Genomic DNA, 24,572 nt, shown 5'->3' on the forward strand with positions numbered 1-24,572 from the left:
TCAAATTTTAGAATGTTACAGATAAACCGAAGAGTAATGTGCGTGGTGTTGGGTAACGACCGTTGTCAATACCTGCACCATAACCATTATACGCTGCTGGCTCTGGAGAAGCTCCGTCATAACCAGTGATGTAGAACAGGTTCTGACCTGTTACATAGAGGGAAGCATTCTGCATGCCTACTCTGCTGATCCATGTCTTTGGCAAGTTCCAGTTGAGAGTAATCTCGCGCAGTGCCAGGTAGTCGCCCTTCTCGTAGAAACGGGAGCTGTTACCGTTGGCTGCGGTGTAACCGTTGTTCTCACGGGTGATATTCATCTTGTTCAACTGGTCAGCGTATGTAAATACTGGAAGGTCTGCATCGCGGTTGGTCTCAGACCATGTATCCTTTACCTTGTCGATAAGGTTGAACGAGCCCTGATACTGTCCCAAAGAACGAGCCTTGAGGTCGTTGTAGATGGTATGTCCCAATGAGTAGTCGAAACGTGCGTAGAGAGATACGTTCTTGTAACCGAATGTTGTGGTGAAACCACCGGTTACATTAGGGAAGATATTACCTACTACCACGCGGTCGAGCTGACTGATATGGCCATCGCCATTCACGTCTTCCCAGCATACATCTCCTGGCTCGATAGGCTTCCAGCCATTAGACTCCTTATACTTCTTACCGGTTGCAGGGTTGATCTGGTCTGCCAAACCTGGACCATAAAGATGTGCGATGTCATCAACACGCTCGTTGGCATTTGCCTTTACATCGTCCCAATCTCTGAAGATATGCTGCTGCTGGTAACCTACCAGGTCGCCCAACTTGCCACCTTCACGGTATCCACCAATCCACTTGGTTGGGGTCTTGCCGTTAGCATCTACCTTGCCTGCTGCTACCTCGTAACCACCAATCTGGTTGTTTGGCTTGTCGCTGCTTGGCAACTGCAATACCTTGTTGGCTACAGAAGTGAGGTTGGCTGTAACATCCCACTTGAAGTCCTTGCTGTTGATGATGTTGGCACGTACCTCCATCTCGAAACCTGAGTTGCGGAGCTTACCCAGGTTGGTCTTCATGCTAGAGAAACCGGTGTAACCTGGCAAACTGATATCAGTAAGCAAGTTGTTGGTTGTACGGTTATAGTAGTCGAGGATGAAGCCCAGACGGTTGTTGAAGAAACCGATATCGAGACCTGCCTCGAACGACTTACTCTGCTCCCACTTCAACGCTGTGTTGGTAAGGGTTGAGTTGTAGTAACCAGTCTGACCGGCATAGTTGCCATACTTCTTGTAAAGACCGTAGATATCGAAGTTACCGATACCGTTTACGTTACCGTTGATACCATAACTTACACGTGGCTTCAAGTTGCTGATGACGCTGGAAATCTTAGAGTTCTTCCAGAAATCCTCCTCCATGATGTTCCAACCTGCAGATACACCTGGGAAGAAACCCCAGCGGTTGTCCTTCAACTTAGAGATACCGTCGTAACGATAGGTGAAAGAGAAGAGATACTTCTGCTTGAAGTCGTAGTTCACACGACCGAAGAGAGACTCGATACGGTAACCGGTCTTGCTGCTGCTTGTAGCTTTACGGTTAGCACCAACGTTCAGGGTATGGATGGTATCGAAAGGAGAGTTCTCTGTACTTGCATTAAAGTTAAAGTACTGATAGTCGAAGTACTCACCACCAATCATGGCATCCACATTGTGATTCTCGAAGAAGGTATCGTGATAGTTCAAGGTACCGCTCAACTGAATCTGAGTGAAGCGTGTGATGTTGGCATAAGCACCACGGGTCTGGTTAGGAGAACCCTGGTTCTGCTGCTGGTAAGACTTGTTGAAGCTCTCGTACTGGTAATCGTAGTGATACAGAGAAGAGTTTGCAGTGAAGACCAACTTCTTAGGAATGATGTTCAAATCGAAGCCCAAGTTGTAGGTCTGCTTACGTGTACCATCAGTACTGGTCAAGCGAGAACGGTAGTACTCTGGGTTACCGTCACCTGTACCCCAACCAGAAGCTGGAGTGCCATCCTCCAGATATGGATTCCAGGTAGGACGCTGTGAACGGGAACGATAGAAGAACTCGTATGTACCGATCCACAGAGAAGGCTGCTTAGCCCAGCTATAGGTAGTACCAGCCTTTACATTCAGGAAAGGAAGTACCCAGTAAGAACCGTTGAAGGCACCATTGAAGCGCTTGTAGCCTGTACCCTTAACAGCACCATCCTCATTGTAGTAACCGAGACTTGCAGAGAAGGTACCCTTATCATTACCGCCAGAGAGGCTCAGGTAGTGATCCTGGGTAAGCGCTACATCGTGGAAGGTTGCATCTTCCATCTGACCGCTGTAATCCTTATAGAGAATCTGCTTGCCCTCATAGTATGGGTCGTCCATTACCTGCCAGCCCTCGCTCTGGAGATGCTTGGTATCATCATTGAGATAACGGATATCGAACAACTTGTTACCGATACCATAACCCATCTGGTTATCTACAGAAGCTGCACTTGGAGCATTATTGGTATAACGCTTGTAACCCAAACGGTTGTAGTAGATGTAATCATGTGCATTGAGGAAATCGTAACCCTGACGGGAGAAGTTCATACCGAGCTTAGCCTTATAGTTTACGGTTGTCTTACCAGCCTGACCGTTCTTGGTCTGAACCAAAATTACACCACCGTTGGCACGGGCACCGTAGATAGCGGTAGAAGCGGCATCCTTCAACACCTGGATTGACTCGATGTCTGAAGGGTTGATATCGCTCAAGCTCTCACGGATGATACCATCCACAACGATGAGGGCGCCATTATGGCCACCCGTGATAGAAGCACCACCACGGAGAGTGATGTTAGGACTTGCACCTGGCTGACCAGACTCGCTGATTACGCGGAGACCAGTCACTGTACCCTGCAACGCATTACCCACGTTGCTGACAGCAGCCTTCTCCAATACCTTGTTATCCATCTTAGAGATAGCAGTAGTCAATGTGGCACGCTTCTGCTGACCACCATAACCCGTTACCACCACCTCGGCAAGCACCTGCTTGTTTTCGCTCATGGTTACGCTGATAGGCTGACCCTCGAACTTAATCTCCTGCGTATCGAATCCGATATAAGAGATGACGATAATGTCGCCCTTCTTCACGTTGCTCAAAGAGAACTTACCGTCCAAGTCGGTAACAGTACCATTGGAAGTACCCTTCACGAGTACAGAAGCACCGATCACGGTTTCTCCAAGGTCATCAACAACCACACCTGTACAGGTAGAGGTCTGCTGCGTGGCACTCACTGCCAAGCTGTTAGTACCTGCGAATGCTGGCGAAGCGCCCATGCATCCCAAAGATACTGCCATGACTAATTGTTTCAAATCTGAGTTCATGTTCATAAGTTGATAATTAGTTATTGTTATTTATATCTATTATTTGTTATCTGCTCAATGCTCAGGTTATAGAATCGGATGTCGTAATAATCATCCGTCTGGGTTTTAGGATTTCTGAATGCATTCTCTTCCAGGAGGAAGTAGATGCTTCCATTCTTGCCCTGAACCATGGTTGAGTAAGCCGATGTTGTGTTGCTCAACTGATAGCAGCCTTCCCAGTTCTTGGCAATCGCCTCTGGAGTAGCATAATCAGCAGGAGTCTCCAATGCCTTGTAGTAGATACCTACATTGTTACGGCCTGGACCTACCGGAACACTCTGCAGGAGCAGTTTCACCTTCTTGCCGTTCTTCTTGGCATCCACCATGAGAACCTCGCCATTGCAAGAGTTCTTGTGGGCTGCAACACCCATATTCTTGGCATCAGAAGCTATTACCTTGCCCCAAGAGCCTGTGGCTGTCTTCTTATCCTCATAAGTATAGATGTTGATGTGGCGTCCACCCATCGCACGGCTGCTGAGCAACACGTTGCCGTCTGGCAACTCCTCAACCTTAGCCTCGTCTCCGCGAGGAGCAGCCTCGGCTACATTCTTGCCCAAGACATTCCAGGTCTCTCCGAAGTCATCGCTATAGAGAATGCGGTTACCGCTGCGGGTACACAACACGGTATAGACACGATAGTACTTGCCTACCTTAATCTGCTTACTCTGGCAGATTCTACCACTGGTAAAGAAGGCTGATTCCACATCTGGCATGAGGTCGTAAATCTGCTTGGTCACTTCCTCGCCATACCATGTCTTACCCTCGTCGTCGCTGTAGTATCTACCCATCATCAGGAGATTACCACGCTTAGACTCCCAGTAGCCGATGCCGCCCGATGCACACATCAGGAGGATTCTGCCACTCTTCTTATCTACCACGACAGCCGCATCGCCATGGGCGCAGTCGAAACTGGTAGCAATACCGTTTCCGCCCTTAGCCACCATCTGCTCCGGAGAGCTCCAGGTAGCGCCCTTGTCCATACTGGTCTTCATCACGATGTCGAGATGACGGCCGCCACCAATATCCTTATTATGATAACGATGATCGGTAAACGCAATCAACTTTCCCGACTTACACTCCACGATGGCAGGAATGCGATACTGTGCATCCTTGTTAGGGAAGACAGTGATGCCGCCCTGTCTGTTAACAACCTGTGTCTCTGCAGCCACAGCCGGGATAGCAACAGCAACCTGTACTGTAGATAGCAAGGAAATACCTATTGTAGCGAGGCACAAAGCCTTGCCTATGTTTGCAGAAAAAATCATATTTCTCATTTTTTGTTCATTTATACTTCCTTGTTCAAAATCTCCTGGCACAATGTATATGCCTTGATCATCATTCTAGGAATGTGGAACGGACCCTTGAAGAGATTGCCCTTTGCCGGCTGTGCCACGGTTCCGTCTCTGTGAAGATAGCCATACCACTCGCCGAACTCGGCATCTGGGAAGTGGGCGTAGGTCCACTCGCTGATGCGCTGGTGCTTGTAGATATACTCGTCATCACCCGTAGCCAGGTAAGCATAGAGAGAAGCGATGATGGTTTCGGTCTGTGGCCACCAGAACTTCATATCCTGTGAATAATCCTGCGCAGGAAGATTCCGGCAGTCTCTGAAGTTGATGATGCCGCCATACTGCTTGTCCCATCCCCAGTCCCAAGACCAGTCGAAGATCTGCAGTGCCATATCGGTTATCTCCTTGTCCCAACCTCTCAGCTTCGCTTCTTCCATGATGAACCATGAAGTCTCGATGCAATGGCCTGGGTTGATGGTGCGGCCCATACAGGTATCCACAAATTCACCGTTCATGCCCACGGTCTCCAGGAGACACTTAAACTCTGGGTGGATGAAGTACTTCTTCAGCTTGGCGATTGACTCATCAATCTGCTCGGTGAGCTTAGGGTCGTTGATAACCTTGCGGATGCATGAACCCACGTTGATGAGAATCATGATGATGCTGTGGCTCTGCAACTGCACTGATTCCTCGAACTTAGGAGCCAGGATGCCCGGAGTGGTGAGGAAGCGCTGGGTGTCCTTGAAAATCTGCAGGGCACGCTCGGCATACTTCTGGTCGCCTGTAGCCAGGGCATATTCAGACATCGCAATGGCTGCGAAGGTCTCAGAGAACACGTAGCGGCGCATGCGCAATGGCTTGCCCTCGGCTGTAACAGAGAAATACATTCTTCCGTTCTCGTCGAAACAATGGTTCTCGATGAAGTCGAGCGTGCTCTTCGCTGCTTCCAACCACAATGGATTCTTCTCTACATTATTATATGCATAAGCGCAGATGAAGGCAAATCGACCCTGGAACCACACCGACTTGGTGGAGTCTATCAGACTTCCGTCTCTATCCACACAGGTATAGACGCCACCATTCACCTTGTCCCAACCATGCTCCATCCAGAAGGGCATGATGTTCTCTGTGAGATCGGTCTTGTAGGATTCAGCCCACTGCTTGATATATTCCTTGATATTCATTCTTATCGATTTAGTGGAGATAATTATTCTTGAATTTTAAAACTGGTTGCAACAATCAATCTTGATTTTTAAAACTGGTTGCAACGGTCGAAGAAGTGGATAGCCTCCAACTCTTTCTTCATTGCCTGCTCTTCCTCATCGGTCATGTTGCGGAATGGAGTGCGGTTAGGACCCAGGTCGAAGCCCATCAGCTTCATGATGCGCTTGCCGCCCACGATGTTACCACGGTAGTGGCAGATGACATTGATGACCTCCTGAGCGAAGTTCTGCTTCTCGCGTGCAGTCTCGATGTCGCCGTTCTTCCAAGCCTCGATGATACCAACCAGCTCCTTACCATTGTAGTTGGTTGTTCCGCCGATGCCACCCTGTGCACCGCCCTGAGCCAAGCTAGGGAGGATGGTCTCATCCTGACCATGGAGCATATCGTATTTGCCGTTCTTGTAGAGGCGGCACTGGTTGTACTCGTAGAGGCTCTCGAAGGTATATTTGATACCGGCGAAGTTAGGAATGCGTCCATCCACAGCCTTCAGCAAGTCGAGCATTGGCAGGTAAGCACCGTTGAAAGCAGGAATGTGGTAGTAGTAGAAAGGAAGCTTCGGAGCTGCAGAAGCAATCTCCTCGCAATACTTCACCAGTTCCTCGATGCGACCGATATGTGGGAATGGAGGAGCCATTGAACCGATGCCCCAAACACCCAACTTCTGTGCGTGCTCAGCAAGACGACGGCTTTCACGGAGGCAGCAGCTGCCCACATGAACGATAATCTTGAAATCCTTTGGAGCCACCGCTACCCATCTCTCGGCGAGAAGCATTCTCTCCTCGGTGGTCAGCATGTAACCCTCACCAGAAGAGCCGTTGATGAACACGCCCTTCAGACCGTTTTTCTGAAGCATCTTGGCATAAGCCTCGATAGGTTCCAAGTTCACATCACCGTTGGCATAAAAAGGAGTGAACGGTGCATCAATGAGTCCAATGATTTTTTCCATAATCAAAAATATTTTTTACGTTAATTATATGATTCTTAATTCTTTATCTTATTCCAGATTATCTTATTTAAGAAAATCTGTCTTTATCTTATTCCAGATTATCTGTCTTTGGCTTCAGGCAGACCAACTGGAGAGTCAGTGCTGCTATCACCACGATGCCGAGTACGGCGAAGGCAAAGCCCAGGTTGCCGCCATCAGAGCACTTACCCATCACCTGTGTAACCATGGCTCCGGCAAATACGCCCACCATGTTCATGATACCGTATGCGGTGGCTCTATATTTTGCCGAGATAATCTGGCAGAGGATTGGCATATTGTTGGCATCAAATATACCGTAACCGATACCGAAGAGCAAGCCTGCACCTACGATGGCTATCAGGCTATGGCCGAAGCCGAGGAGGAAGAGCGCAGGAATGGTCATACCCAAACCGATGGCACTGGTATAGACACGGCCACGGATGTTCTTCTGTACCCACTTGTCAGAAAGCACACCTCCGAAGAGTACACCAATCAATGAAGATACGGCGATGGTGATGGTTGACATCGGACCCGCCTGCGACATTGGGATGCCCAAATTCTCAGCAAACAAGGTAGGGAGCCAGTTCTTGGTTGCCCAACCCGGGAGAGAAGGTACTGCAAAATAGAAAAGGATAACCCAGAAAGCCCAGGTAGAAAGCACTACCGACAAGCCTTGGAAGAGTCCGCCCTTCGCAGGTTTTACCTGCTGCGCCGCCACACTCACGGTCTCCTTTTCCTTATCATGCAAGAGGAGGAGCAATACTACGGAATAAGCGATTCCGAGGATACCGAACCAGTGGAAAGTGGTATGCCAAGAGAAGGCTGCAGCCACTGTGGCACCGAATCCGCCGATGGCCTGCCCCACATACAAACCGGTCATGTGGACGCCGATGGCGAGAGAGCGGGATTTGCCTTCATGCCAATCGGCAATGAGCGAGAGAGCAGAAGGGATGTAGAGTGCCTCACTGATACCCATCAAAGCTCTGAGCATGTAGAGCTGGTTGAAACTGGAAGCATAACCCATGAGGTAAGTAACCAGAGACCAGACGAAGAGACTGCCCACCACCAATTTCTTTCGGCTGATTCTATCAGCCACGATACCAGCGAATGGGCTCACGATTCCATACACCCAAAGGAAGACAGCCATCAAAGCTCCGAAGGCCTCAGCCTGCTGCAATTCCACGATGTCAACCTTCATTTCTGCCTGCATGGTTGAAAGCATCTGGCGATCCATATAGTTGAGAAGTGCAACCACCCACAGGAGCGCAACAACCAACCAAGGGTAAAACTTTCTATTTCTCATTGTTGTTGTTATTGTTAGTTTGCTATATAATTATTGTTAGTTAGAAATTCTGCTGCAAATATACGACTATTTTTAATATCAACCAAATTTTAAAGAAATTATTTTCATTATTATAATTAAATAAATTAGTTTATTTATTTATTATGACAGTTTCACCCCTTATACCTTATTATATATTATATAGAGCACCTCGATACATCATTTATAGCACAAAGAAAGCCGCTTTTGGGGCTAAGGGTATCCCAACCATCGCTTTCCAGGGTACATTCGGGGGAAATCAGAGCAAAAAATGTTTAAATTGGCACTTTCTTTAAAATATTTAGATTAATTAACTAGCAAATATTAATAAAATGGATTTATTTATTTAACTTTGCACCGTTAAATCATTCATTAAGGCAACGCTTATGTTAAAGAACATCATCAACCAAACAAAATGGTCGGCCTCTATGACTGCTATCCTAAACCAGTTTATAGAATATGGCGGGCAGACCATAGCCGAACTCTCAAAAAGCCTAGGCGTTAGCGTGCCATACACCACAAAGACTCTAAACGAGCTGATTGACATCGGCCTGGTACAGGTAACAGGAAAGAAAGACAACTATTCGAAAAGAGCACCCAAGATATACGACCTGATTGCTACTTCGGGCTACTTCCTGGGAATCGACACGGGAAAGGATAATCTAACCTTCGGCATCTGCGATTTTTGCGGCAACATGGTGACAGAACCACAGAAGATAGACTTCATCTACGAGGACAGCATGGAATGCTTCGAGCAATTCATCAGTCTCACCAACGAGTTTATCGAAAAATCGGGCATCACCAAGGAACAGATTAAGAATACCTGCCTGAGCATCGGCGGACGTGTGAATCCTAACACAGGCTGCGCCTATAATTACTTCACCTGCGTGCAGAAGCCACTGGCAGAAATCCTGTCGGAAAAACTGGGATTATCCGTATGCATCGACAATGACACCCGATGCATGACCTACGGCGAAAGCCTCAGAGGCGTGAGCAAGGGCGTGAAGAACGTTATCTTTGTCAATATCAGCTGGGGTATCGGCATCGGCATCATCATCGACGGCAGACTCTATCTGGGAGAATCGGGCTTCTCGGGAGAAATCGGACACATGCACATCTATAATAATGGCATCATCTGCCATTGCGGAAAAACTGGATGCATGGAAACCGAAGCTTCCGGTTCAGCCCTGCTGAGAAAGATGAACCAGCTGCTCAAAAACGGAGAAACATCGGTACTCACCGAAAAAGTGATGAAGCAGCACCAGCCGCTCACCCTGCAGGACATTCTCGACGCCATCGGGAAAGAAGACGTGCTCAGCATCGAAGCCTTGCAGAAAATGGCTGTGGAACTGGGAACCAATCTTGCAGGAATCATCAACATCTTCAACCCTAAGATGCTCGTCATCGGTGGAGACCTGTCGGTGACCGGAGACTATCTCACCCAATCTATCTGCATGGGTATCAAGAAGTACTCCCTGAATCTGGTGAGCGAAGACTCACAGATTGTGACATCACAGCTGAAAGGTCAGGCTGGGCTGATAGGAGCCTGCCTCATGGCAAGAAGCAGGATGCTGCAAGGGAACTGATTTTCAGAAAAGAAAAAGATTCTCAGAAAAGAAGCTGATTTTCAGAAAAGAAAAAGAAATAGAATATAAACTTTTCAACTATTTATTAATAAAAACATAAACAACTATGCGTGTAATCATCGAAAAGAATTACGAGGAGTTGGCCCGCTGGGCAGCTCGTCACGTTGTGGAGACCATCAAAGCCTTCCAACCAACAGCAGAAAAACCATTCGTATTGGGTTTGCCAACAGGTTCATCACCAGTAGGCATGTATGCAGAAATCGTTAAGGCTGTAAAGGCTGGCGAGATTTCATTCAAGCATGTACTCACCTTCAACATGGACGAGTATGTAGGCTTGCCAGAGTCTCACCCAGAGAGCTACCATTCTTTCATGGCTCACAACCTCTTCGACCACATCGACTGCCCTAAGGAGAACATCCATATCCTCAACGGAAACGCAGAGGATCTCGAGGCAGAGTGCGCTCACTATGAGCAGATGATTGAGGAAGCAGGCGGCATCGACCTCTTCATCGGCGGTATCGGTCCTGACGGCCACATCGCTTTCAACGAGCCTTTCTCTTCTCTCACATCACGTACACGAGTTAAGACTCTGACCACAGATACCCGTATCGCCAACTCACGCTTCTTCGGCGGCGATATGAACGCTGTGCCTGCTACTGCTCTCACAGTGGGCGTAGGTACCGTTATGGCAGCCAGAGAGGTAATGATTCTCTGCAACGGTCACAACAAGGCTCGTGCACTCCAGGCAGCTATCGAGGGTCCTGTTACACAGGCTTGGACTATCAGTGCGCTTCAGACTCACCAGCACGGCATCATCGTTTGCGATGAGAGCGCTACCGACGAGTTGAAGGTTAGCACCTACAAGTACTTCAAGGACATCGAGAAGGACAACCTGTAAATGGTAACATTTATAAGGACAACTTGTAAAAAATAGAATTACAGAATTATAAGGAACACCCCCACAACCTTTAAAAAACCAGAATAATGAGACTCAATCTAAGTTCACAGATCGTACTCAACAAGGTGCCTTTGGCTTACTACAAGCCAAAGACTACCGTTGAGTATTCAGAAATCTCCAGAATGGAGAAAATTCACACCGACATCTTCGCCTCTTCCATGGAGGGTGCAGCTCATGTAGCTGACCAGATAGAGAAGGAAATCAAGGCAGCCCAGCATGAGGGTAAGTATTATGTAATGGCATTGGGCACAGGTCTTTCGCTCACACCTATCTACAAAGAATTGCAGAAAAGATGCGAGGCTAAGCAGCTCAGTTTCAGAAACGTGGTTGCTTTCAACGCCTACGAGTACTATCCTATAGCCAAGGAAAGCTCGCTGAAGAGCATCAACCAGCTGAAGGAGCGCTTCCTCGACCATATTGACATCGACCCACAGAATATCTTCACGCTCGACGGCAGCGTGGCTCAAGACGCAGTGCAGGATACATGCCGCCTCTACGAGCAGCGCATCAAGACCTTCGGTGGTCTCGACGTGGCTCTGCTGGGCATCGGAAGAATGGGTAACATCGCTGCCAACGAACCTGGTTCCGGCATCCAGTCGATAACCCGCCTCATCCTCATCGGCAACACATCCCGCGAGGAGATGGAGAACAGCTTCGGCACCAAGGAGCAGATTCCTCCTTGCTCGCTCACCATGGGTATCGCTACCCTGCTCTCTGCCAAGAAAGTATATCTCACGGCTTGGGGCGACGAGAAGGCTGACATCATGCAGAAGGTGGTAGAAGGAAACATCACTGACACATTGCCAGCAAGCTTCCTCCAGACTCATCCTAATGCACACGTCATCCTCGACCTGAGCGCAGCTTCTAACCTCACCCGCATCAAGCATCCATGGCTCGTAACCAACTGCGAGTGGACCGACAAGCAGGTGCGTTCGGCACTGGTATGGCTCTGCCAGAAACTGCACAAGCCTATCCTGAAGTTGACCAACAAGGATTACAACGAGAACGGCTTGAGCGAACTCTTGGCTCTCTACGGCTCTGCTTACAATGCCAACATCAAGATCTTCAACGACTTGCAGCACACCATCACAGGCTGGCCTGGTGGCAAGCCAAACGCTGACGACACCTATCGCCCTGAGCGTGCGAAGCCATTCCCTAAGAAGGTGATTGTCTTCTCTCCTCACCCAGACGATGATGTAATCTCAATGGGTGGTACTATCCGCCGATTGGTTCAGCAGCAGCACGAGGTTCACGTGGCTTACGAAACATCTGGTAACATCGCTGTAGGCGACGAGGAGGTAACAAGATTCATGCACTTCATCAACGGCTTCAACCAGATTTTCGCTGATTCCAAGGACAGCGTTATCTCTAAGAAGTATAAGGAGATCAAGGAATTCTTCGCCAACAAGAAGGAGGGCGACTTCGACACCCGCGACATCCTGACCATCAAGGGCTTGATTCGTCGTGGCGAGGCCCGCACAGCATGTACCTTCAACCAGATTCCTCTGAACCGTGTTCACTTCCTCGACTTGCCATTCTATGAGAGCGGTAAGATTGAGAAGTTGCCGATGACAGAGAAGGATGTTGAGATTGTTAGAGCTTTGTTGCAGGAGGTGAAGCCTCATCAGATTTATGTAGCTGGTGACCTGGCAGACCCACACGGCACCCACAAGAAGTGTACCGACGCTGTTCTCGCAGCCATCGACGAGGAGAAGAAGGCTGGCGCAGAGTGGCTGAAGGACTGCCGCATCTGGATGTATCGTGGTGCATGGGCAGAATGGGAGATTGAGAACATCGAGATGTGTGTTCCATTGAGCCCAGAGGAGTTAAGAGCAAAGCGTAACTCTATCCTGAAGCATCAGTCACAGATGGAGAGTGCCCCATTCCTGGGCAACGATGAGCGTTTGTTCTGGCAGCGTGCCGAGGACCGCAACCGTGGCACCGCCCAGCTCTATGATGAGTTAGGCCTGGCTTGCTACGAGGCTATGGAGGCTTTCGTGGAGTATGTTCCGCTATAAGCAATTTATAGTTGACAAATATTCAAGGATTTTAATCCTCTAACTTTTATATCAACTATTCATTTAAGCATTTAAATGTACGAGAAAAATTGGTGTTTGTGCCCTCTTGCTGTGAAGCAAGGGGGCATTCATACATAAGCCGATGATCCGTCTTTAATTTTGTAAAGAAATAACCTTATTTTGTATGTAAAGATGGGCATGCTACCGTGGGCACCATGCATGCTGTGATGATGGAAATGAACGATAAGCAGTACAAATTGAACGATTATCATACATTTCTTCCAGATGATTTCTTTAATTTTGCACCCAGATTCATCGAAATCATAAACCAGATTCATCGAAATCATAAACAAGAATCATTGAAATCATAAAAATAAAAAAATCATGTACAAGAAACTATCTACATTTCTGCTATTTCTAGCACTGGCAGTGACAGGCTTGCAAGCCAAAGACTACAATGTAAAAGACTTCGGAGCTATGGGCGATGGAAAGACGCTAGACCATCATGCCATCAATGCCGCTATCGACACCTGTGTGGCACATGGAGGTGGACGTATCGTTCTGCCAGCAGGAACCTATCTCTGTGGAAGCATCCGCCTGAAAAGCCATGTGGAACTCCACCTGATGACCGGCTCCAAAATCCTTGCCGCACCAGCTAAGATGAAAGCATACGATGAGGCAGAAGAATGGATAGGACCAGCCTACCAGGATGGTGGACACTCTTATTTCAAAAACAGCCTCATCTATGCCATCGGTGCCAATGATGTGTCAATCACCGGACGGGGAATGATTGACGGCGAAGGACTCACCAGGAGAGATACAGAAAAAGGCGGAAAACTGCAAGGTGGAAATATCGGTACGGGCGATAAGGCTATTGCCCTCAAGCAATGCCGCAACATCCTGATCCGTGATGTCACCATCTACCGGGGCGGTCACTTCGGCATCATACTTACAGGATGCGAATTGGGTACCGTAGATAATGTGGTGATTGATACCAACCGCGACGGATTCGACATCGACTGCTGCAAATACCTCACCGTAAGCAACTGCAAAATCAACACACCTCACGATGATGCCCTGGTTCTCAAAAGTTCATACGCACTAAAGAAACCGGTGATTACAGAGCACATCGCCATTACCAACTGTGTGATTACGGGCTACAAGGTTGGCACCCTGCTTGATGGAACCTATATCCCTGAAAAGGTAAACTGGGTATGCGGAAGATTCAAACTCGGCACGGAATCGAATGGAGGATATAAGAATATTTCGCTCAGCAACTGCACATTCATGTATAGCAGCGGTCTGGCGTTTGAAGAGGTTGACCAGGGCATCATGGAGAATGTGGTAGTAAACAACGTCACCATGAACCATGTACACCATTACCCTATCTATATTACCACCGGTTGCCGCAACCGAGGCCCTAAGGAGCGCACTACCGTATCTACAGGTCGCGACATCATGATCAGTAATGTGGTTGCCAACGATGTGGATTCCCTTGCCGGTATCATCATTACAGGAATGCCAGGCGAGCCTCTTCGCAATATTTCGCTCAGCAACATCCGTCTGCAATATCGTGGAGGTGGCGCAGCTGAACTTGCTAAAAGACAATACAGAGAGCAAGGCACCAACTATCCTGAGCCAAAGTTTGCCAAGGAAACACCGGCTTTCGGCCTCTTTGCCCGCCACGTGGATAATCTGGAAGTAGATAATGTAAGTTTCACTACTATCAAACCCGACTATCGCCCTGCCATCATGCTGGAAGATGTAAAGAACGAACGCTTCACCCAAATCAAGGCTGATGTGCAGAAAGGAAGCAAATTGATAGTGAAGAAGAAATAAAGGCAAATATAAAATCAAAGAAAAAATCGATGAATAAAAATCCCTCGCCTAGCCAATTGGACTAAGCGAGGGATTTTTGGAAGCCTTAAAATTTTATCCAGGTCAACTTCTTCCATATTCCCTCAAAAGGACCATGGGAATGATACTTGAGCCAGATATTTGAAAACAGACATTGCACCACTGCCAATCCTCGCAAGGCATCAGCCACATCAATACGGCTGTTTTTCAGTCCCAAAGTCTTATAAAAATTCATTTCGATATTGTATGTTAGTTATTATTAGCGTACAAAGGTAAGTGCAAGCCAATCATCGAACTTCACGTTCTGGAAGGTATGGATGCCCAGCTTCTCGGCAGCCTCACAGTTTTCCTTCAGATCATCAATGAAGAGGGTTTCATCGGGCTGGATGCTCGCCTGCCTGATTACCTCCTCATAGATGCGGGCATCAGGCTTAGCCAGATGCATTCGCTGAGAGAGAAAGCACTGTTCGAAATAATCCTCTACCCCATGGTTCTGATAAGGAAAGAGATGCTCCACGCAATAATCCCAATGTACATCAATGGTATTGCTCAGGAGAAAGAGGCGATAGCCAGCCTTCTTCAACTGCAGGAGTCGCTTCTTTTTCTCATCAGGAATCTCCACCAGCATCTTGTTCGCTGCATCGATGATCTCTTCATTCGTCACATCAGCTCCAGTCAACTTACGGGCTGCATCGCAGAACGCTTCGGTGGTCATCATTCCCACACCCAGCTTGCTCATCAGCTTCATCCCCTCACTCTGAGGATTTGAATCAACCAACTCCCCCATTCCTATCGCCTTGAAAGCCCCGATGCATCCTTCCGGATTGAGCTTCACCAAGACATTACCTAAATCGAATATAATATTCTTGTATTGCATAATCTAAATATTTATATATTAACAGAACTTTCTTCTGCCTAGGGCAAAAGTACGGAAAAAAAATCATTTAAGCAAATAAAATGAGAAAAAGCTTGCATTCAGACCCATTTTTTTGTATCTTTGCAACCAGCAAGAAAAGTTCTTGCCGATTCCACCTAGAAGCTCATGACTCCTGTGAAACCACACTTAAACTTTAAACATAATGAGACTATGACACAAGCAGATTTAGTAAGACTCTATTTCGCCAATGGCGAAAGTCACAGCACATGGACCTATTGCTTCAACCAGCAATGTCCCCTAGCCCAGCAATGCGCACGCTATCTATCCGTGACCTACAAAGATCCGGAGCACACCATCGGCTACGCCGTCTTTCCCGATGCTTATCACGACGATAAGTGCGAACACTTCCTGCAACTACGACTGATGAAAATGGCATACGGTTTTGAGAATATTCTCGACGAACTGAAGCGCAAAGACGGAGGTAGTTTCAGAGACCACATGACTTCCTACTTCGGAAGCAACACTTCATATTACAGATATAAGTTAGGACAGACGGGCCTCTTGCCAGAACAGCAGCAGTATGTGCTGAACTGGTGCAAGGCACGTGGATACGCCAACCTGAAATTCGATAAGTATACGGAAGAGGTTAACTACTAAGCACCCGCGTACATGAGGATTCGTGCCCGAGAACATGAGCACTCATACCCGAGAACACGGGTACTATTAACCGGATATTCCGGGTACAAGTGCCCAAAGCCTCGGGCAAAGTTGGGCAACGCCTCGGGTAACATTCCTCGATGCCTGGAAGCACCGTTCAGAACGTCATTTACAGCTTAACATATACGTCATAAGCTATTCTAAATATCGTTATATCATATAATTAGCTTGAATATGAAGTTTACCATCACTAGAATCAACAGGCAGAACCAACTGATGGTTAGCCTGAAAAGCATTGACCGTTTTTGGGAACGCATCGCCAGAAACTGCCAACTATCAGCAGCCGCACCCAAGCGAGTGGATGACCTGAAGGCATTCCAGGACAACGAGTTTCTTTACAGTAAGGCTGTCCAGGAGACGCAGGCAGAAATGACAGAAGCCAACATGAAGTGGGCTAATGAGAACGACCAGTTTTTCGCCTTCCTTTCAGCCGTTGCCGCCAAGCTCTGCCGCATGGGCATGAGCGAAGAGGAGGCATTCATCCATATCCGAAGAAACAACTGGAATGATGCCACCGAGGAAGAGTTCCGTCAGATTGTGGGCAGTGCCTACGCCACCCATTCCAAGGACCGGAAAACCGAGAAAGCCTCATCGGGAAGAAAAGGCAGAGCTGATATTCTACAGATGAAGAATTTTCTGCAAAGCAGATACCAGTTTCGCTATAATGCCGTGATGAAATACACGGAATATCCGTGCCCTCGCCCGCACCGTTCCTACCCGAAATCCGCATTGGGAAGACTGGTTCTACACCTGGTTTCTGGGCATGGTAGATCAGTGGCGAGGTTCCTATCGCCGCCAATACGGCAACAGCACGATGCCGCTGCTCATTTCCAAGCAGGGCTACAACAAGAGCACCTTCTGTCGCCGTCTGATACCGGGCGAACTGTCGTGGGGTTTCACCGACAACATGCTTCTTTCGGAGAAGCGCCAGGTGTTGCAGGGCATGGTACAGTTTCTGCTCATCAACCTGGATGAGTTCAATCAGATTTCGCCCCAGATACAACAGGGTTTTCTGAAGAATCTGCTACAACTGCCCACGGTGAAAATCAAGCCCCCGTATGGTAGTCATGTAGAAGAGTTCCCTCGCCTAGCCTCCTTCATAGCCACGAGCAACATGACGGATATTCTTGCCGACCCATCCGGCAACCGCCGTTTCCTGGGTGTGGAGCTGACGGGTCCTATCGATGTGAGTGGCAGATTGAACTATGAGCAGCTTTATGCGCAGGCGATGCAAGCCCTGGAGCAGGGAGAAAAATCCTATTTCGATGCCCAGGAAACTGCCATCATCATGCAATACAACAGGCAATTTGAGCAGATTTCGCCAATAAAACAATGTTTTCTGGAGGTTTTTGAGCCAACAAATGACCCAGAAAAGGGAGAATACATGATGGCAGCCGCCATTTTCGACATTTTGAAGCAGAAATTCGGTTCCTCCCTGCAGGTTTCGAGTCTACAGAGATTGGGCAGAGAGCTTCAGAATATCGAGGGACTGGAGAGCAAGAAAACGAGATTTGGTACTGAGTATCAGGTAGTTAGAAAATAGTTTTCTTTTATAGAAAGCGTAAAGACGATTGGCAAGGCGTAAGCGGCTCCGCATTTATACCTTGCCCTTTATCGTAAAAGTTCTTACCTTTGCACCATAATTTTAAAAGCAACGAAATTATGAGAGCAACAGAACGTTATGAGAGGGCATGGAATGCCTTCCAGATTCATTTGAATCATAATCCAAAAGCCAGTTTGATTCCTTTTTTAAAGGAACGGCATGTAAACCATCGCTCGATGCATAGATGGATGTCAGAGAAAGGTTATTCCGTTAGGTTAGCCAAACAGCAGATTCGTCTGCTTCAGGCCGAAGCCCGTAAGGAATGTTCCGAGGCAATAGCCAAGGACACTGGGATGATGTTCCTTCCCATGGAAATGCCATCCGAACCCGTCTGTCCAGAGAACTATCTTTTTGGCATAACCCTAACCTTCCCAAATGGAACGATAGTCACCATCAAGAAAGGTAGCGTCAAATCTGTCATGCATCTGATGAAACTTTACGAAAAGGAGGATATGCTATGTTTGGACTAAACGAAAATACCCAGTATTACGTCTGCCAGCGATATGTCCGAATGAACATGGGCATAAATGGCTTGTATCAGATAGTGAGAACCGAGATGGAACTTCCGCCACTTGGTGGTGCGGTATTCATCTTCTTCTCCAAGAACCGCCAGCAGGTAAAATTGCTCAAATGGGATGGCGATGGTTTCTTGCTGTACCAGAAGCGACTGGAGCGAGGAACCTTTGAATTGCCATTCTTTGACCCCAAGAACAAACAATGCAAAATGCCGTACAGGACACTATCGGCCATCATGAGCGGAATTTGCCTAAAAAGCATGAAATATAGAAAGAGACTCAATCTATAGTAGCGGTAGGAAAATCCTAACATATTGTACATTAATAAAATAACTAAAAATAATATATAAGAATACTTGCATATCTCGATATTTTTTCGTACCTTTGCACTATGACAAAGGACGAAATTATAGTACTTTTGAAGGAACAACTTCAGCTTGCCAACGAACAACTTCAGCAAGCTAATACTACAGTGAGTTCGCTGACTCTACAGGTCAACGAACTCATTGAACGTATAAAGTCATTAGAAGAACTACTCGTCCAGAAAGGAATCGCCATTGACAAAGCGAATCGTCAGAACAAGGCACTCGGCAAGCTCGTTTCAGGCAAGAAGTCCGAACGTCAGGAAAAGAATCCACAAGCCTCGATGACCCAGGAGGAATTTGACAAGAAGAAAACAGAGCAGGCCGAAAAGAGAAAGGCACGCAAAAACAACGGTGCCAAGCGTGACATGCATTACGAGATGAAAGAGGTGCATGTTACGATAGATCCAGTCATGGATGCAGAGCTTTTGAAGACGTTGCGTCTCTTCGGAACTCGTACCTGTATACGTTACAGCATGGAACCCATCAAATTCATCAAGACCGTGTATCACATCAACACTTATACTGATGGAAGTATCATGTATCCGGGGAAAACTCCGCCGGCTCTGTTGTTGAATTCTTCCTATTCACCTTCCTTTGCAGCAGGACTCCTGCAGATGCGATACATCTATTCCATGCCGGTAGAGCGAATCATCAAATACTTTGCCGACAATGGGTTTACGTTAAGGAAAGCCACGGCAAACAAACTGATTGCCAGAAGTGCCGATGTACTGGAAAACTTCTATAAGGCTATCTGCCAAGTAGTGTTGCAGCAGGATTATGTCTCGGCAGACGAGACATACCATAAAGTACTGTTAGCCAAGACAAAGCCTACGGACAAGGGGTCAAAAAAAGGCTACCTCTGGGCTGTAAGTGCGCCTAAACTGGGACTTGTCTTCTTCGTATATGAGGATGGTTCACGCTCTGAGCAAGTCATACTTAACGTATTCTCAGATTATAAAGGTACCATACAGAGTGATGCGTATGCTCCTTACCGGAAACTGGAGTCGGATGCTTATCCTGACATTATGAGAATCGCCTGCCTACAGCATGTCAAGAGAGACTTCATCGACTGCGGCAAGGAGGACAAGGATGCTCAGAAAGTCGTAGATATCATCAACAGATTTTATCGAGAAGACAAAAAACATAAGGTTGGGGTAAATGGATGGACCGTTGAAGACCATCTAGCCTATCGGCAGTCATATGCACCGGACATTTTGCAGGATTTATTGGAGAAACTGGAGGAAATATCTTCCAGGAAGGATTTACTGCCCAAGTCTACCTTGGCGCAGGCGGTCGGCTATGCCCTTAATGAATATAATGCCATTTGTGACATCTTCAAAAGAGGTGATACGGCTCTCGATAACAACTATATTGAGAGAATCCAGAGGTACATATCACTATCTTTTACCTTTGCACCTGGAAACAAGTTTAAACGAATTGGTTAACGGGTGTTAAGGTGAACTGTATGTCACTCTAGAATATCACTATTTTTTGATTCAGTCCTTCGCCAAGCCAAATGTTTTCTTGTTTCCATTTAATATTAAAATGTTAATAATATGGATAAAGAACTGTATTTTGGCGTAGATGTCTCCAAGAAGACACTTGACCTTGCTTATTATGATGGTGAAACCATCGATTGGAAGAATGCCCATATTCAGGTGAGCAATGATGATGCAGGATTCAAAAAGATTGGCTCCTGGGTCGCAAAGGTAGGAAAAGACTTTGATACCTTTCTGTTCTGTATGGAATATACGGGACTCTATAACCAAAACTTCAGATTATGGCTGGAATCCAAAGAATATATCTATGGTATGGTGGAACCTCGAAAAATGCATCGCTTCGAACCTGATCTGGATGATGACCAGCGCTCTCTTGACCGTATCAAGACTGACGAACTGGATGCTTTCAGAATAGCAATCTATTGTGAGCAGAACCACAAGAAGATTCTTCGCAATCCCTCCAAGCTTCCCTCACCTGTCTATTTCAAGTTGAAGAGATTGCTGGCAGAGCGTAAGCAGAACACCAAGCAGTCAACTCTCTATAAGCAGCAGCTTCATGATATCTGCGCATACGACACCGACTTATCCGTTGAACGCAAGAAACTCCTGTTGAAGAGCATGAAGGAAAACCAGAAAGCAATAGACAGGGAGATTGACAGCTATATAAATGAAGACGCAAGCATCAGCAAGAATTACGATCTGCTGACCTCCATTCCCGGCATTGGGCGTATCATTGCGTTGGAAACCATTGTGTTGACGGAAAACTTCACTGCTATCAGCAATCCTCGCAAATATGCCTGTTACATAGGAATTGCTCCATTCAAAAAGGAGTCAGGAACCTCTGTAAGAAAGAGAACGACCGTTTCCAAGAAAGGCTTTTCTGAAGCCAAGGCAGACTTATCCATAGCTGTCCTTTCCGCCATAAGGAACAATCCTTCAATAAGAGACTATTGGATACGCAAGAGAAAGGAAAAATGCGGTGGCATCGTGCTCAATGCCGTCAAGTTCAAGCTAGTCCTTCGTATGTTTGCCGTGATAAAGCGTGGAACACCATATGTGGAGACAGATGCATACAAGAACTAAAATGCAGCAAAAGTGAACTATCCCCCGGCTTAGATCATAACAATCTCACGATTAAATCTTTTGTCTGCGTTTTTTCCACTACCTTTGCCGGAGCATCTGAAAAGGAAGGAACTCCGGACGGGGGTAGTGAACTATTTTGCCGTAGGCAAAGACCTTTCCCTGATCTAGTCTCCCCTGCCTGAAATGCCAGGTCAAGTGCCGTTTAGGGATTTAGCTGTGCGCCAGCTTGTAAAAGATGTGGCTTACCCTGACATAGAGAGCTCCTTCCTGCAAAATGCGGTACAAAGGTATGAAAAATAAATCATTTATCGGCATCGACATCTCAAAAAATGTCATTGACGCATCAATTTTCTGTGAAGGAACCCCAATTAAGGACTTTCCTCACGCTGTATTCAACAATTCCCGCAAGGGATTTGGCGAAATGTGCACATGGCTCAAGAAGAATCATGTGGTTCTCTCGAACTGTCTCTTCGGAATGGAGTTCACCGGCAGCTATTCCATGGAGCTGGAGAAGTTTCTTTATGCCAGGAACTATCAGTTCTGCATGCTCTCCACCCATGTGGTAAAGCACTATCCCATGGGGTCCAAGGACAAGAGTGACAAGATTGACTCTGCCAAGATTGCAGACTTTCTTTATCGCTATAATGGTACCGAATGTGTCAAGCCTTATAAAATGCCTGACAAAACCATGCAGAGACTCAAGACACTGATGAATGAGCGTAAGTTCCTGGTGGAACAGCGTACCTGCTTTATGAACAGAAGACAGCTGTGCTCCACAAAGGAAGATGCCCAGTTATATGATGGCTACATCAGAAAACTCGGTCATGACATTGAAAACATCGAGTTGGAAGAGCAGAAGTTGCTGGCTACAGACGATAGCCTTTTGACTACTTACAAGAATCTTCTGACAATACCGGGAATTGGCTTCGTCAATGCCATAAATGCCATTGTCATTACTCGAAACTTTACCGCTTTTGAAACAGCAAGGCAATATGCCAGTTATGTCGGCGTTGCACCGCACTCTCACACTTCAGGCACCAGTGTGAGATGGCGTCCCCGACCTTCAGCACGCTGTGATGGTCAGGCGAAAGCTGATCTATCCATGGCGGCCACAGTTGCTGTACAATATGATGCAGAGTTACAATCATTCTATAACCGTAAATTAGGAGGTAAGCAAGATTCAGACACCAAACGCAAGGCATTGAATGCCGTTAAGTTCAAACTCGTTCTCAGAATGTTCGCCATAGGCAAGCAGAACAGAAAATGGGAACCGTTGGATTCAAAGAGCAGCAATGAGAAACTTGCAATATCATAAGTCCGAAACAAGTGAACTATAGCAGTCTGTGCTACTGCCATTTAGAGTCTTGTAAAGACACAAACACGGATAACTAATTAGGAATCTAGCCATACGCTATTAAAAGAACGAGTTCCGTGTTGTTTTGTAACAGAAAAGTCAATTTTGACCACTTCTGCTACGGGTATTGTAGTGCCTGTATGTTCCAAAGCGCCTCTTTTGTATTTATTAACACAAAAAGCTGCTCAAAAATTTGGCTATGTCTTAGGAATCAAGAAGAAACTCAATGTTCTTTGGTTCGCACGAAGGAGCAAGCCGGGCGGCTATCCTATATTCCATCGCCATCTCATGCAGGCTGAATGGCATTAATCTGTTTGAATACATATGCGACGTAATAGAAAAGACTGCAGAATGGCAACCCAATACCCCATTGGAAAAATATAGAGACTTACTTCCTGACCGATGGAAAAAGCAGTAACAGCATTAGTTTAATCAGCTGTTACTGCTTTTTTTGAATTATGCAAGGTATAAACGCGGAGACGCTTACCGGCAAGGCGTGGTAATAGTGGTAACAGGTGGTAATAAAAATCCGCTTATTACCACGCCTTATCATTCTTATTATCAGGTAGTTAGATTGTGCGTGGTAATAGTGGTAATAAAAAAGAGGGAATTATTTATAGTAGTTACCACGCAACAAGGCTATGGCGTTTTTTGTCTTATAGGAACTATGACACCACAACAATTGTTTTGCTATTGCTTATTCCTTAGCTCTTCTATCAAGTCATTTACAATATATGTATCACTCATTAAATGCAAGCCAAGTTCTTTGTCATGTAACATACGGCAAACATCAGAGTCATAGAATATCTGTAATGCTCTGTCGGTTGATATATGCAGCGTGTCGGCTAACTGCTTTATGACACGAGCGATTTTGTTCCATAATAAAAAGTCCAACATAATTATATCCTTTCATATGATTTGAATTGCAAATACTTATCTACTATCTCTTGGCTTAATATGCAAATCTGATAGTTGGGCTTGTGATAAACCAACTGGCGAAGAGTATGCTCAACATCTGCATAGCCATTGATATAGGCTTCTACTGCATCAATTACACGATCGTCAGCCACTCCTCCTTCAATGATGTCATACCCACTCCAAGGCTGCTTTCCTCTTCTGCTGTCAACAATGAAGTCAAGCCATTCCTTATCGTAAGCACCAAATCGTTTTACCTTGCTGTCTTGTGGTAGAGCGAACTCATAGGTGTTCACTATAGCTTGCCCGGTTCGTCTGATGGTCTTGATACGGACAGCCCATTTGGAGGCTTGTTCAAATAAAGGCGTGAGATAGAAGCCTGGACCAAAATCCAAGTCCTTTCTGCCAATGCTTACTAAAGGATGCTCAACAATGACATTTGAACCATGATATAATATTTGCTTTTCCATTATTCTTTTCTTTCCCAATTTTTAAGAGCTTCGACCACATCATTTGCTACAGCTTCTCGGCTCTCGGTATGTAGAGTGTCATAGCAATCTTGAATGAGACTCTTGATTAGCCCCACCTTATCCAATCGCTTTCTCATTTCAGACGGCGATATACCCATTTTTTGTGCCGAAGCCTCGATGGCCAACACCGTAAAGGCGAGGCGTTCGAACTCTGGAGCACTTTTCTGTAATAGTTCTCTATCTTCCATTCTTTGCAAAATATTGTATTTAAATGCAAATTTAAAGATTTTCTCTGATATTCCACTCAATTTCGGAGTTAAATAAAGAAAAATAGACTGATTTTGCCAATTTCTTTGCTAAACATTCCTGAATCTCACTCAATTTCTGCACTTTTTGCGAAGCAGATTGGAGGCTCTGCGTTTTCCCCTCTAAGGTACCATGTTGAGTGGTCTGTCGGAAATTCCGACAAACCACTTTTTTCTTACAAAGTCCATTTAACGTTAAGTTTTATTTCTTTTGCTAAAATTTCTTCGTATAAAAAACGAAGTAATCAATATTTTTAG

The 24,572-nt window shown here is 46.4% G+C and carries 22 protein-coding genes and 1 pseudogene; 12 read left to right on the forward strand and 11 right to left on the reverse strand.

Annotated features, from left to right (window positions below; all coding sequences use genetic code 11):
* Nucleotides 1–7: 7 nt before the first annotated feature.
* The 5 genes from V8Z93_RS13835 to V8Z93_RS13855 form a co-directional block, all read right to left on the reverse strand.
* Entirely contained in the window at nucleotides 8–3,307 is a 3,300-nt protein-coding gene (locus V8Z93_RS13835; protein WP_439432867.1) for a SusC/RagA family TonB-linked outer membrane protein, read from the reverse strand.
* 74 nt (nucleotides 3,308–3,381) lie between these two features.
* On the reverse strand, nucleotides 3,382–4,659 hold the full coding sequence (locus tag V8Z93_RS13840) for a sialidase family protein (protein WP_439431869.1): 1,278 nt from the start codon (nucleotides 4,657–4,659) through the stop codon (nucleotides 3,382–3,384).
* Nucleotides 4,660–4,679: 20 nt separating this feature from the next.
* Entirely contained in the window at nucleotides 4,680–5,867 is a 1,188-nt protein-coding gene (locus tag V8Z93_RS13845) for an AGE family epimerase/isomerase (RefSeq protein ID WP_439431870.1), read from the reverse strand.
* 68 nt (nucleotides 5,868–5,935) lie between these two features.
* Nucleotides 5,936–6,853 (reverse strand): dihydrodipicolinate synthase family protein, encoded by a 918-nt coding sequence (locus V8Z93_RS13850; RefSeq protein ID WP_439431871.1) that lies wholly within the window; start codon nucleotides 6,851–6,853, stop codon nucleotides 5,936–5,938.
* 88 nt (nucleotides 6,854–6,941) lie between these two features.
* The gene (locus V8Z93_RS13855) at nucleotides 6,942–8,174 is read right to left on the reverse strand and encodes an MFS transporter (protein WP_439431872.1); all 1,233 of its coding nucleotides are present in this window, start codon (nucleotides 8,172–8,174) and stop codon (nucleotides 6,942–6,944) included.
* Between the two features lie 404 nt (nucleotides 8,175–8,578).
* On the opposite strand from V8Z93_RS13855, the gene V8Z93_RS13860 reads away from it, so the two are divergent.
* The 4 genes from V8Z93_RS13860 to V8Z93_RS13875 all read left to right on the forward strand — a co-directional run bounded on the left by V8Z93_RS13860 (nucleotide 8,579) and on the right by V8Z93_RS13875 (nucleotide 14,593).
* Complete coding sequence (locus tag V8Z93_RS13860) at nucleotides 8,579–9,778, forward strand: ROK family transcriptional regulator (RefSeq protein ID WP_439431873.1); 1,200 nt, start codon at nucleotides 8,579–8,581, stop codon at nucleotides 9,776–9,778.
* Nucleotides 9,779–9,884: 106 nt separating this feature from the next.
* Nucleotides 9,885–10,676 carry a glucosamine-6-phosphate deaminase gene (gene nagB, locus V8Z93_RS13865; protein WP_203039691.1) on the forward strand — a complete coding sequence of 264 codons (792 nt, stop codon included), beginning with the start codon at nucleotides 9,885–9,887 and terminating at the stop codon, nucleotides 10,674–10,676.
* A gap of 86 nt (nucleotides 10,677–10,762) precedes the next feature.
* A complete protein-coding gene (locus V8Z93_RS13870) occupies nucleotides 10,763–12,754 on the forward strand; it encodes a glucosamine-6-phosphate deaminase (protein WP_299332001.1) in 1,992 nt (663 codons plus the stop codon).
* A gap of 384 nt (nucleotides 12,755–13,138) precedes the next feature.
* Nucleotides 13,139–14,593, forward strand: coding sequence for a rhamnogalacturonidase (locus V8Z93_RS13875; RefSeq protein WP_439431874.1), 1,455 nt, complete (start codon nucleotides 13,139–13,141; stop codon nucleotides 14,591–14,593).
* 85 nt (nucleotides 14,594–14,678) lie between these two features.
* Here V8Z93_RS13875 and V8Z93_RS13880 read toward each other — a convergent pair whose 3' ends face one another.
* Together V8Z93_RS13880 and V8Z93_RS13885 are read right to left on the reverse strand one after the other, a co-directional pair.
* Nucleotides 14,679–14,846 carry a DUF418 domain-containing protein gene (locus tag V8Z93_RS13880; protein ID WP_238405748.1) on the reverse strand — a complete coding sequence of 56 codons (168 nt, stop codon included), beginning with the start codon at nucleotides 14,844–14,846 and terminating at the stop codon, nucleotides 14,679–14,681.
* Nucleotides 14,847–14,870: 24 nt separating this feature from the next.
* Nucleotides 14,871–15,488, reverse strand: a complete 618-nt coding sequence (locus tag V8Z93_RS13885) for an HAD family hydrolase (protein WP_439431875.1) — start codon at nucleotides 15,486–15,488, stop codon at nucleotides 14,871–14,873.
* A gap of 210 nt (nucleotides 15,489–15,698) precedes the next feature.
* On the opposite strand from V8Z93_RS13885, the gene V8Z93_RS13890 reads away from it, so the two are divergent.
* A complete protein-coding gene (locus tag V8Z93_RS13890) occupies nucleotides 15,699–16,145 on the forward strand; it encodes a DUF6078 family protein (RefSeq protein ID WP_439431876.1) in 447 nt (148 codons plus the stop codon).
* 486 nt (nucleotides 16,146–16,631) lie between these two features.
* Here the strand turns inward: V8Z93_RS13890 and V8Z93_RS13895 are convergent, their stop codons facing one another.
* Nucleotides 16,632–16,766 carry a hypothetical protein gene (locus V8Z93_RS13895; RefSeq protein WP_439431877.1) on the reverse strand — a complete coding sequence of 45 codons (135 nt, stop codon included), beginning with the start codon at nucleotides 16,764–16,766 and terminating at the stop codon, nucleotides 16,632–16,634.
* 202 nt (nucleotides 16,767–16,968) lie between these two features.
* Here V8Z93_RS13895 and V8Z93_RS13900 point away from each other — a divergent pair, with 202 nt between their 5' ends.
* From V8Z93_RS13900 to V8Z93_RS13930, 7 genes and pseudogenes are all read left to right on the forward strand, one after another.
* Nucleotides 16,969–17,748 (forward strand): VapE domain-containing protein, encoded by a 780-nt coding sequence (locus V8Z93_RS13900; RefSeq protein ID WP_439431878.1) that lies wholly within the window; start codon nucleotides 16,969–16,971, stop codon nucleotides 17,746–17,748.
* Between the two features lie 119 nt (nucleotides 17,749–17,867).
* Nucleotides 17,868–18,278 (forward strand): hypothetical protein, encoded by a 411-nt coding sequence (locus V8Z93_RS13905; protein WP_118155427.1) that lies wholly within the window; start codon nucleotides 17,868–17,870, stop codon nucleotides 18,276–18,278.
* A complete protein-coding gene (tnpB, locus tag V8Z93_RS13910) occupies nucleotides 18,266–18,613 on the forward strand; it encodes an IS66 family insertion sequence element accessory protein TnpB (RefSeq protein ID WP_118155425.1) in 348 nt (115 codons plus the stop codon). Before V8Z93_RS13905 ends, tnpB begins: the two co-directional genes overlap by 13 nt.
* Before the next feature lie 182 nt (nucleotides 18,614–18,795).
* Nucleotides 18,796–20,133 (forward strand): IS66 family transposase, encoded by a 1,338-nt coding sequence (locus tag V8Z93_RS13915; protein WP_439431879.1) that lies wholly within the window; start codon nucleotides 18,796–18,798, stop codon nucleotides 20,131–20,133.
* A gap of 111 nt (nucleotides 20,134–20,244) precedes the next feature.
* On the forward strand, nucleotides 20,245–21,270 hold the full coding sequence (locus tag V8Z93_RS13920) for an IS110 family transposase (protein WP_203041275.1): 1,026 nt from the start codon (nucleotides 20,245–20,247) through the stop codon (nucleotides 21,268–21,270).
* Between the two features lie 289 nt (nucleotides 21,271–21,559).
* Complete coding sequence (locus tag V8Z93_RS13925; RefSeq protein WP_217763492.1) at nucleotides 21,560–22,585, forward strand: IS110 family transposase; 1,026 nt, start codon at nucleotides 21,560–21,562, stop codon at nucleotides 22,583–22,585.
* 250 nt (nucleotides 22,586–22,835) lie between these two features.
* Nucleotides 22,836–23,042 (forward strand): annotated as a pseudogene (locus V8Z93_RS13930) (IS66 family transposase); the annotation flags it as partial.
* A 272-nt stretch (nucleotides 23,043–23,314) separates the two neighbouring features.
* Here the strand turns inward: V8Z93_RS13930 and V8Z93_RS13935 are convergent.
* Genes V8Z93_RS13935 through V8Z93_RS13945 form a run of 3 tightly spaced genes read right to left on the reverse strand, consistent with a single transcriptional unit; the run spans nucleotide 23,315 to nucleotide 24,257 of the window.
* Nucleotides 23,315–23,521 carry a DUF3791 domain-containing protein gene (locus V8Z93_RS13935; RefSeq protein WP_203039707.1) on the reverse strand — a complete coding sequence of 69 codons (207 nt, stop codon included), beginning with the start codon at nucleotides 23,519–23,521 and terminating at the stop codon, nucleotides 23,315–23,317.
* A 2-nt stretch (nucleotides 23,522–23,523) separates the two neighbouring features.
* Nucleotides 23,524–24,009, reverse strand: coding sequence for a DUF3990 domain-containing protein (locus tag V8Z93_RS13940; protein WP_439431880.1), 486 nt, complete (start codon nucleotides 24,007–24,009; stop codon nucleotides 23,524–23,526).
* A complete protein-coding gene (locus V8Z93_RS13945; protein ID WP_203039711.1) occupies nucleotides 24,009–24,257 on the reverse strand; it encodes a DUF3791 domain-containing protein in 249 nt (82 codons plus the stop codon). The genes V8Z93_RS13940 and V8Z93_RS13945 overlap by 1 nt, the downstream gene beginning before the upstream one ends.
* Nucleotides 24,258–24,572: the final 315 nt, after the last annotated feature.

This window comes from Segatella copri (assembly GCF_051861805.1).
GTDB classification, from domain to species: domain Bacteria; phylum Bacteroidota; class Bacteroidia; order Bacteroidales; family Bacteroidaceae; genus Prevotella; species Prevotella copri_M.

What these genes read in the sequence shown, in the direction of transcription:
- V8Z93_RS13835 (WP_439432867.1), bottom strand. Translation starts at nt 3,307, where the DNA reads ATGGGCGCTTCGCCAGCATTCGCAGGTACTAACAGCTTGGCAGTGAGT.
- V8Z93_RS13840 (WP_439431869.1), bottom strand. Translation starts at nt 4,659, where the DNA reads ATGATTTTTTCTGCAAACATAGGCAAGGCTTTGTGCCTCGCTACAATA.
- V8Z93_RS13845 (WP_439431870.1), bottom strand. Translation starts at nt 5,867, where the DNA reads ATGAATATCAAGGAATATATCAAGCAGTGGGCTGAATCCTACAAGACC.
- V8Z93_RS13850 (WP_439431871.1), bottom strand. Translation starts at nt 6,853, where the DNA reads ATGGAAAAAATCATTGGACTCATTGATGCACCGTTCACTCCTTTTTAT.
- V8Z93_RS13855 (WP_439431872.1), bottom strand. Translation starts at nt 8,174, where the DNA reads ATGAGAAATAGAAAGTTTTACCCTTGGTTGGTTGTTGCGCTCCTGTGG.
- V8Z93_RS13860 (WP_439431873.1), top strand. Translation starts at nt 8,579, where the DNA reads ATGTTAAAGAACATCATCAACCAAACAAAATGGTCGGCCTCTATGACT.
- nagB (WP_203039691.1), top strand. Translation starts at nt 9,885, where the DNA reads ATGCGTGTAATCATCGAAAAGAATTACGAGGAGTTGGCCCGCTGGGCA.
- V8Z93_RS13870 (WP_299332001.1), top strand. Translation starts at nt 10,763, where the DNA reads ATGAGACTCAATCTAAGTTCACAGATCGTACTCAACAAGGTGCCTTTG.
- V8Z93_RS13875 (WP_439431874.1), top strand. Translation starts at nt 13,139, where the DNA reads ATGTACAAGAAACTATCTACATTTCTGCTATTTCTAGCACTGGCAGTG.
- V8Z93_RS13880 (WP_238405748.1), bottom strand. Translation starts at nt 14,846, where the DNA reads ATGAATTTTTATAAGACTTTGGGACTGAAAAACAGCCGTATTGATGTG.
- V8Z93_RS13885 (WP_439431875.1), bottom strand. Translation starts at nt 15,488, where the DNA reads ATGCAATACAAGAATATTATATTCGATTTAGGTAATGTCTTGGTGAAG.
- V8Z93_RS13890 (WP_439431876.1), top strand. Translation starts at nt 15,699, where the DNA reads ATGACACAAGCAGATTTAGTAAGACTCTATTTCGCCAATGGCGAAAGT.
- V8Z93_RS13895 (WP_439431877.1), bottom strand. Translation starts at nt 16,766, where the DNA reads ATGGGTGGCGTAGGCACTGCCCACAATCTGACGGAACTCTTCCTCGGT.
- V8Z93_RS13900 (WP_439431878.1), top strand. Translation starts at nt 16,969, where the DNA reads ATGGTAGATCAGTGGCGAGGTTCCTATCGCCGCCAATACGGCAACAGC.
- V8Z93_RS13905 (WP_118155427.1), top strand. Translation starts at nt 17,868, where the DNA reads ATGAGAGCAACAGAACGTTATGAGAGGGCATGGAATGCCTTCCAGATT.
- tnpB (WP_118155425.1), top strand. Translation starts at nt 18,266, where the DNA reads ATGTTTGGACTAAACGAAAATACCCAGTATTACGTCTGCCAGCGATAT.
- V8Z93_RS13920 (WP_203041275.1), top strand. Translation starts at nt 20,245, where the DNA reads ATGGATAAAGAACTGTATTTTGGCGTAGATGTCTCCAAGAAGACACTT.
- V8Z93_RS13925 (WP_217763492.1), top strand. Translation starts at nt 21,560, where the DNA reads ATGAAAAATAAATCATTTATCGGCATCGACATCTCAAAAAATGTCATT.
- V8Z93_RS13935 (WP_203039707.1), bottom strand. Translation starts at nt 23,521, where the DNA reads ATGTTGGACTTTTTATTATGGAACAAAATCGCTCGTGTCATAAAGCAG.
- V8Z93_RS13940 (WP_439431880.1), bottom strand. Translation starts at nt 24,009, where the DNA reads ATGGAAAAGCAAATATTATATCATGGTTCAAATGTCATTGTTGAGCAT.
- V8Z93_RS13945 (WP_203039711.1), bottom strand. Translation starts at nt 24,257, where the DNA reads ATGGAAGATAGAGAACTATTACAGAAAAGTGCTCCAGAGTTCGAACGC.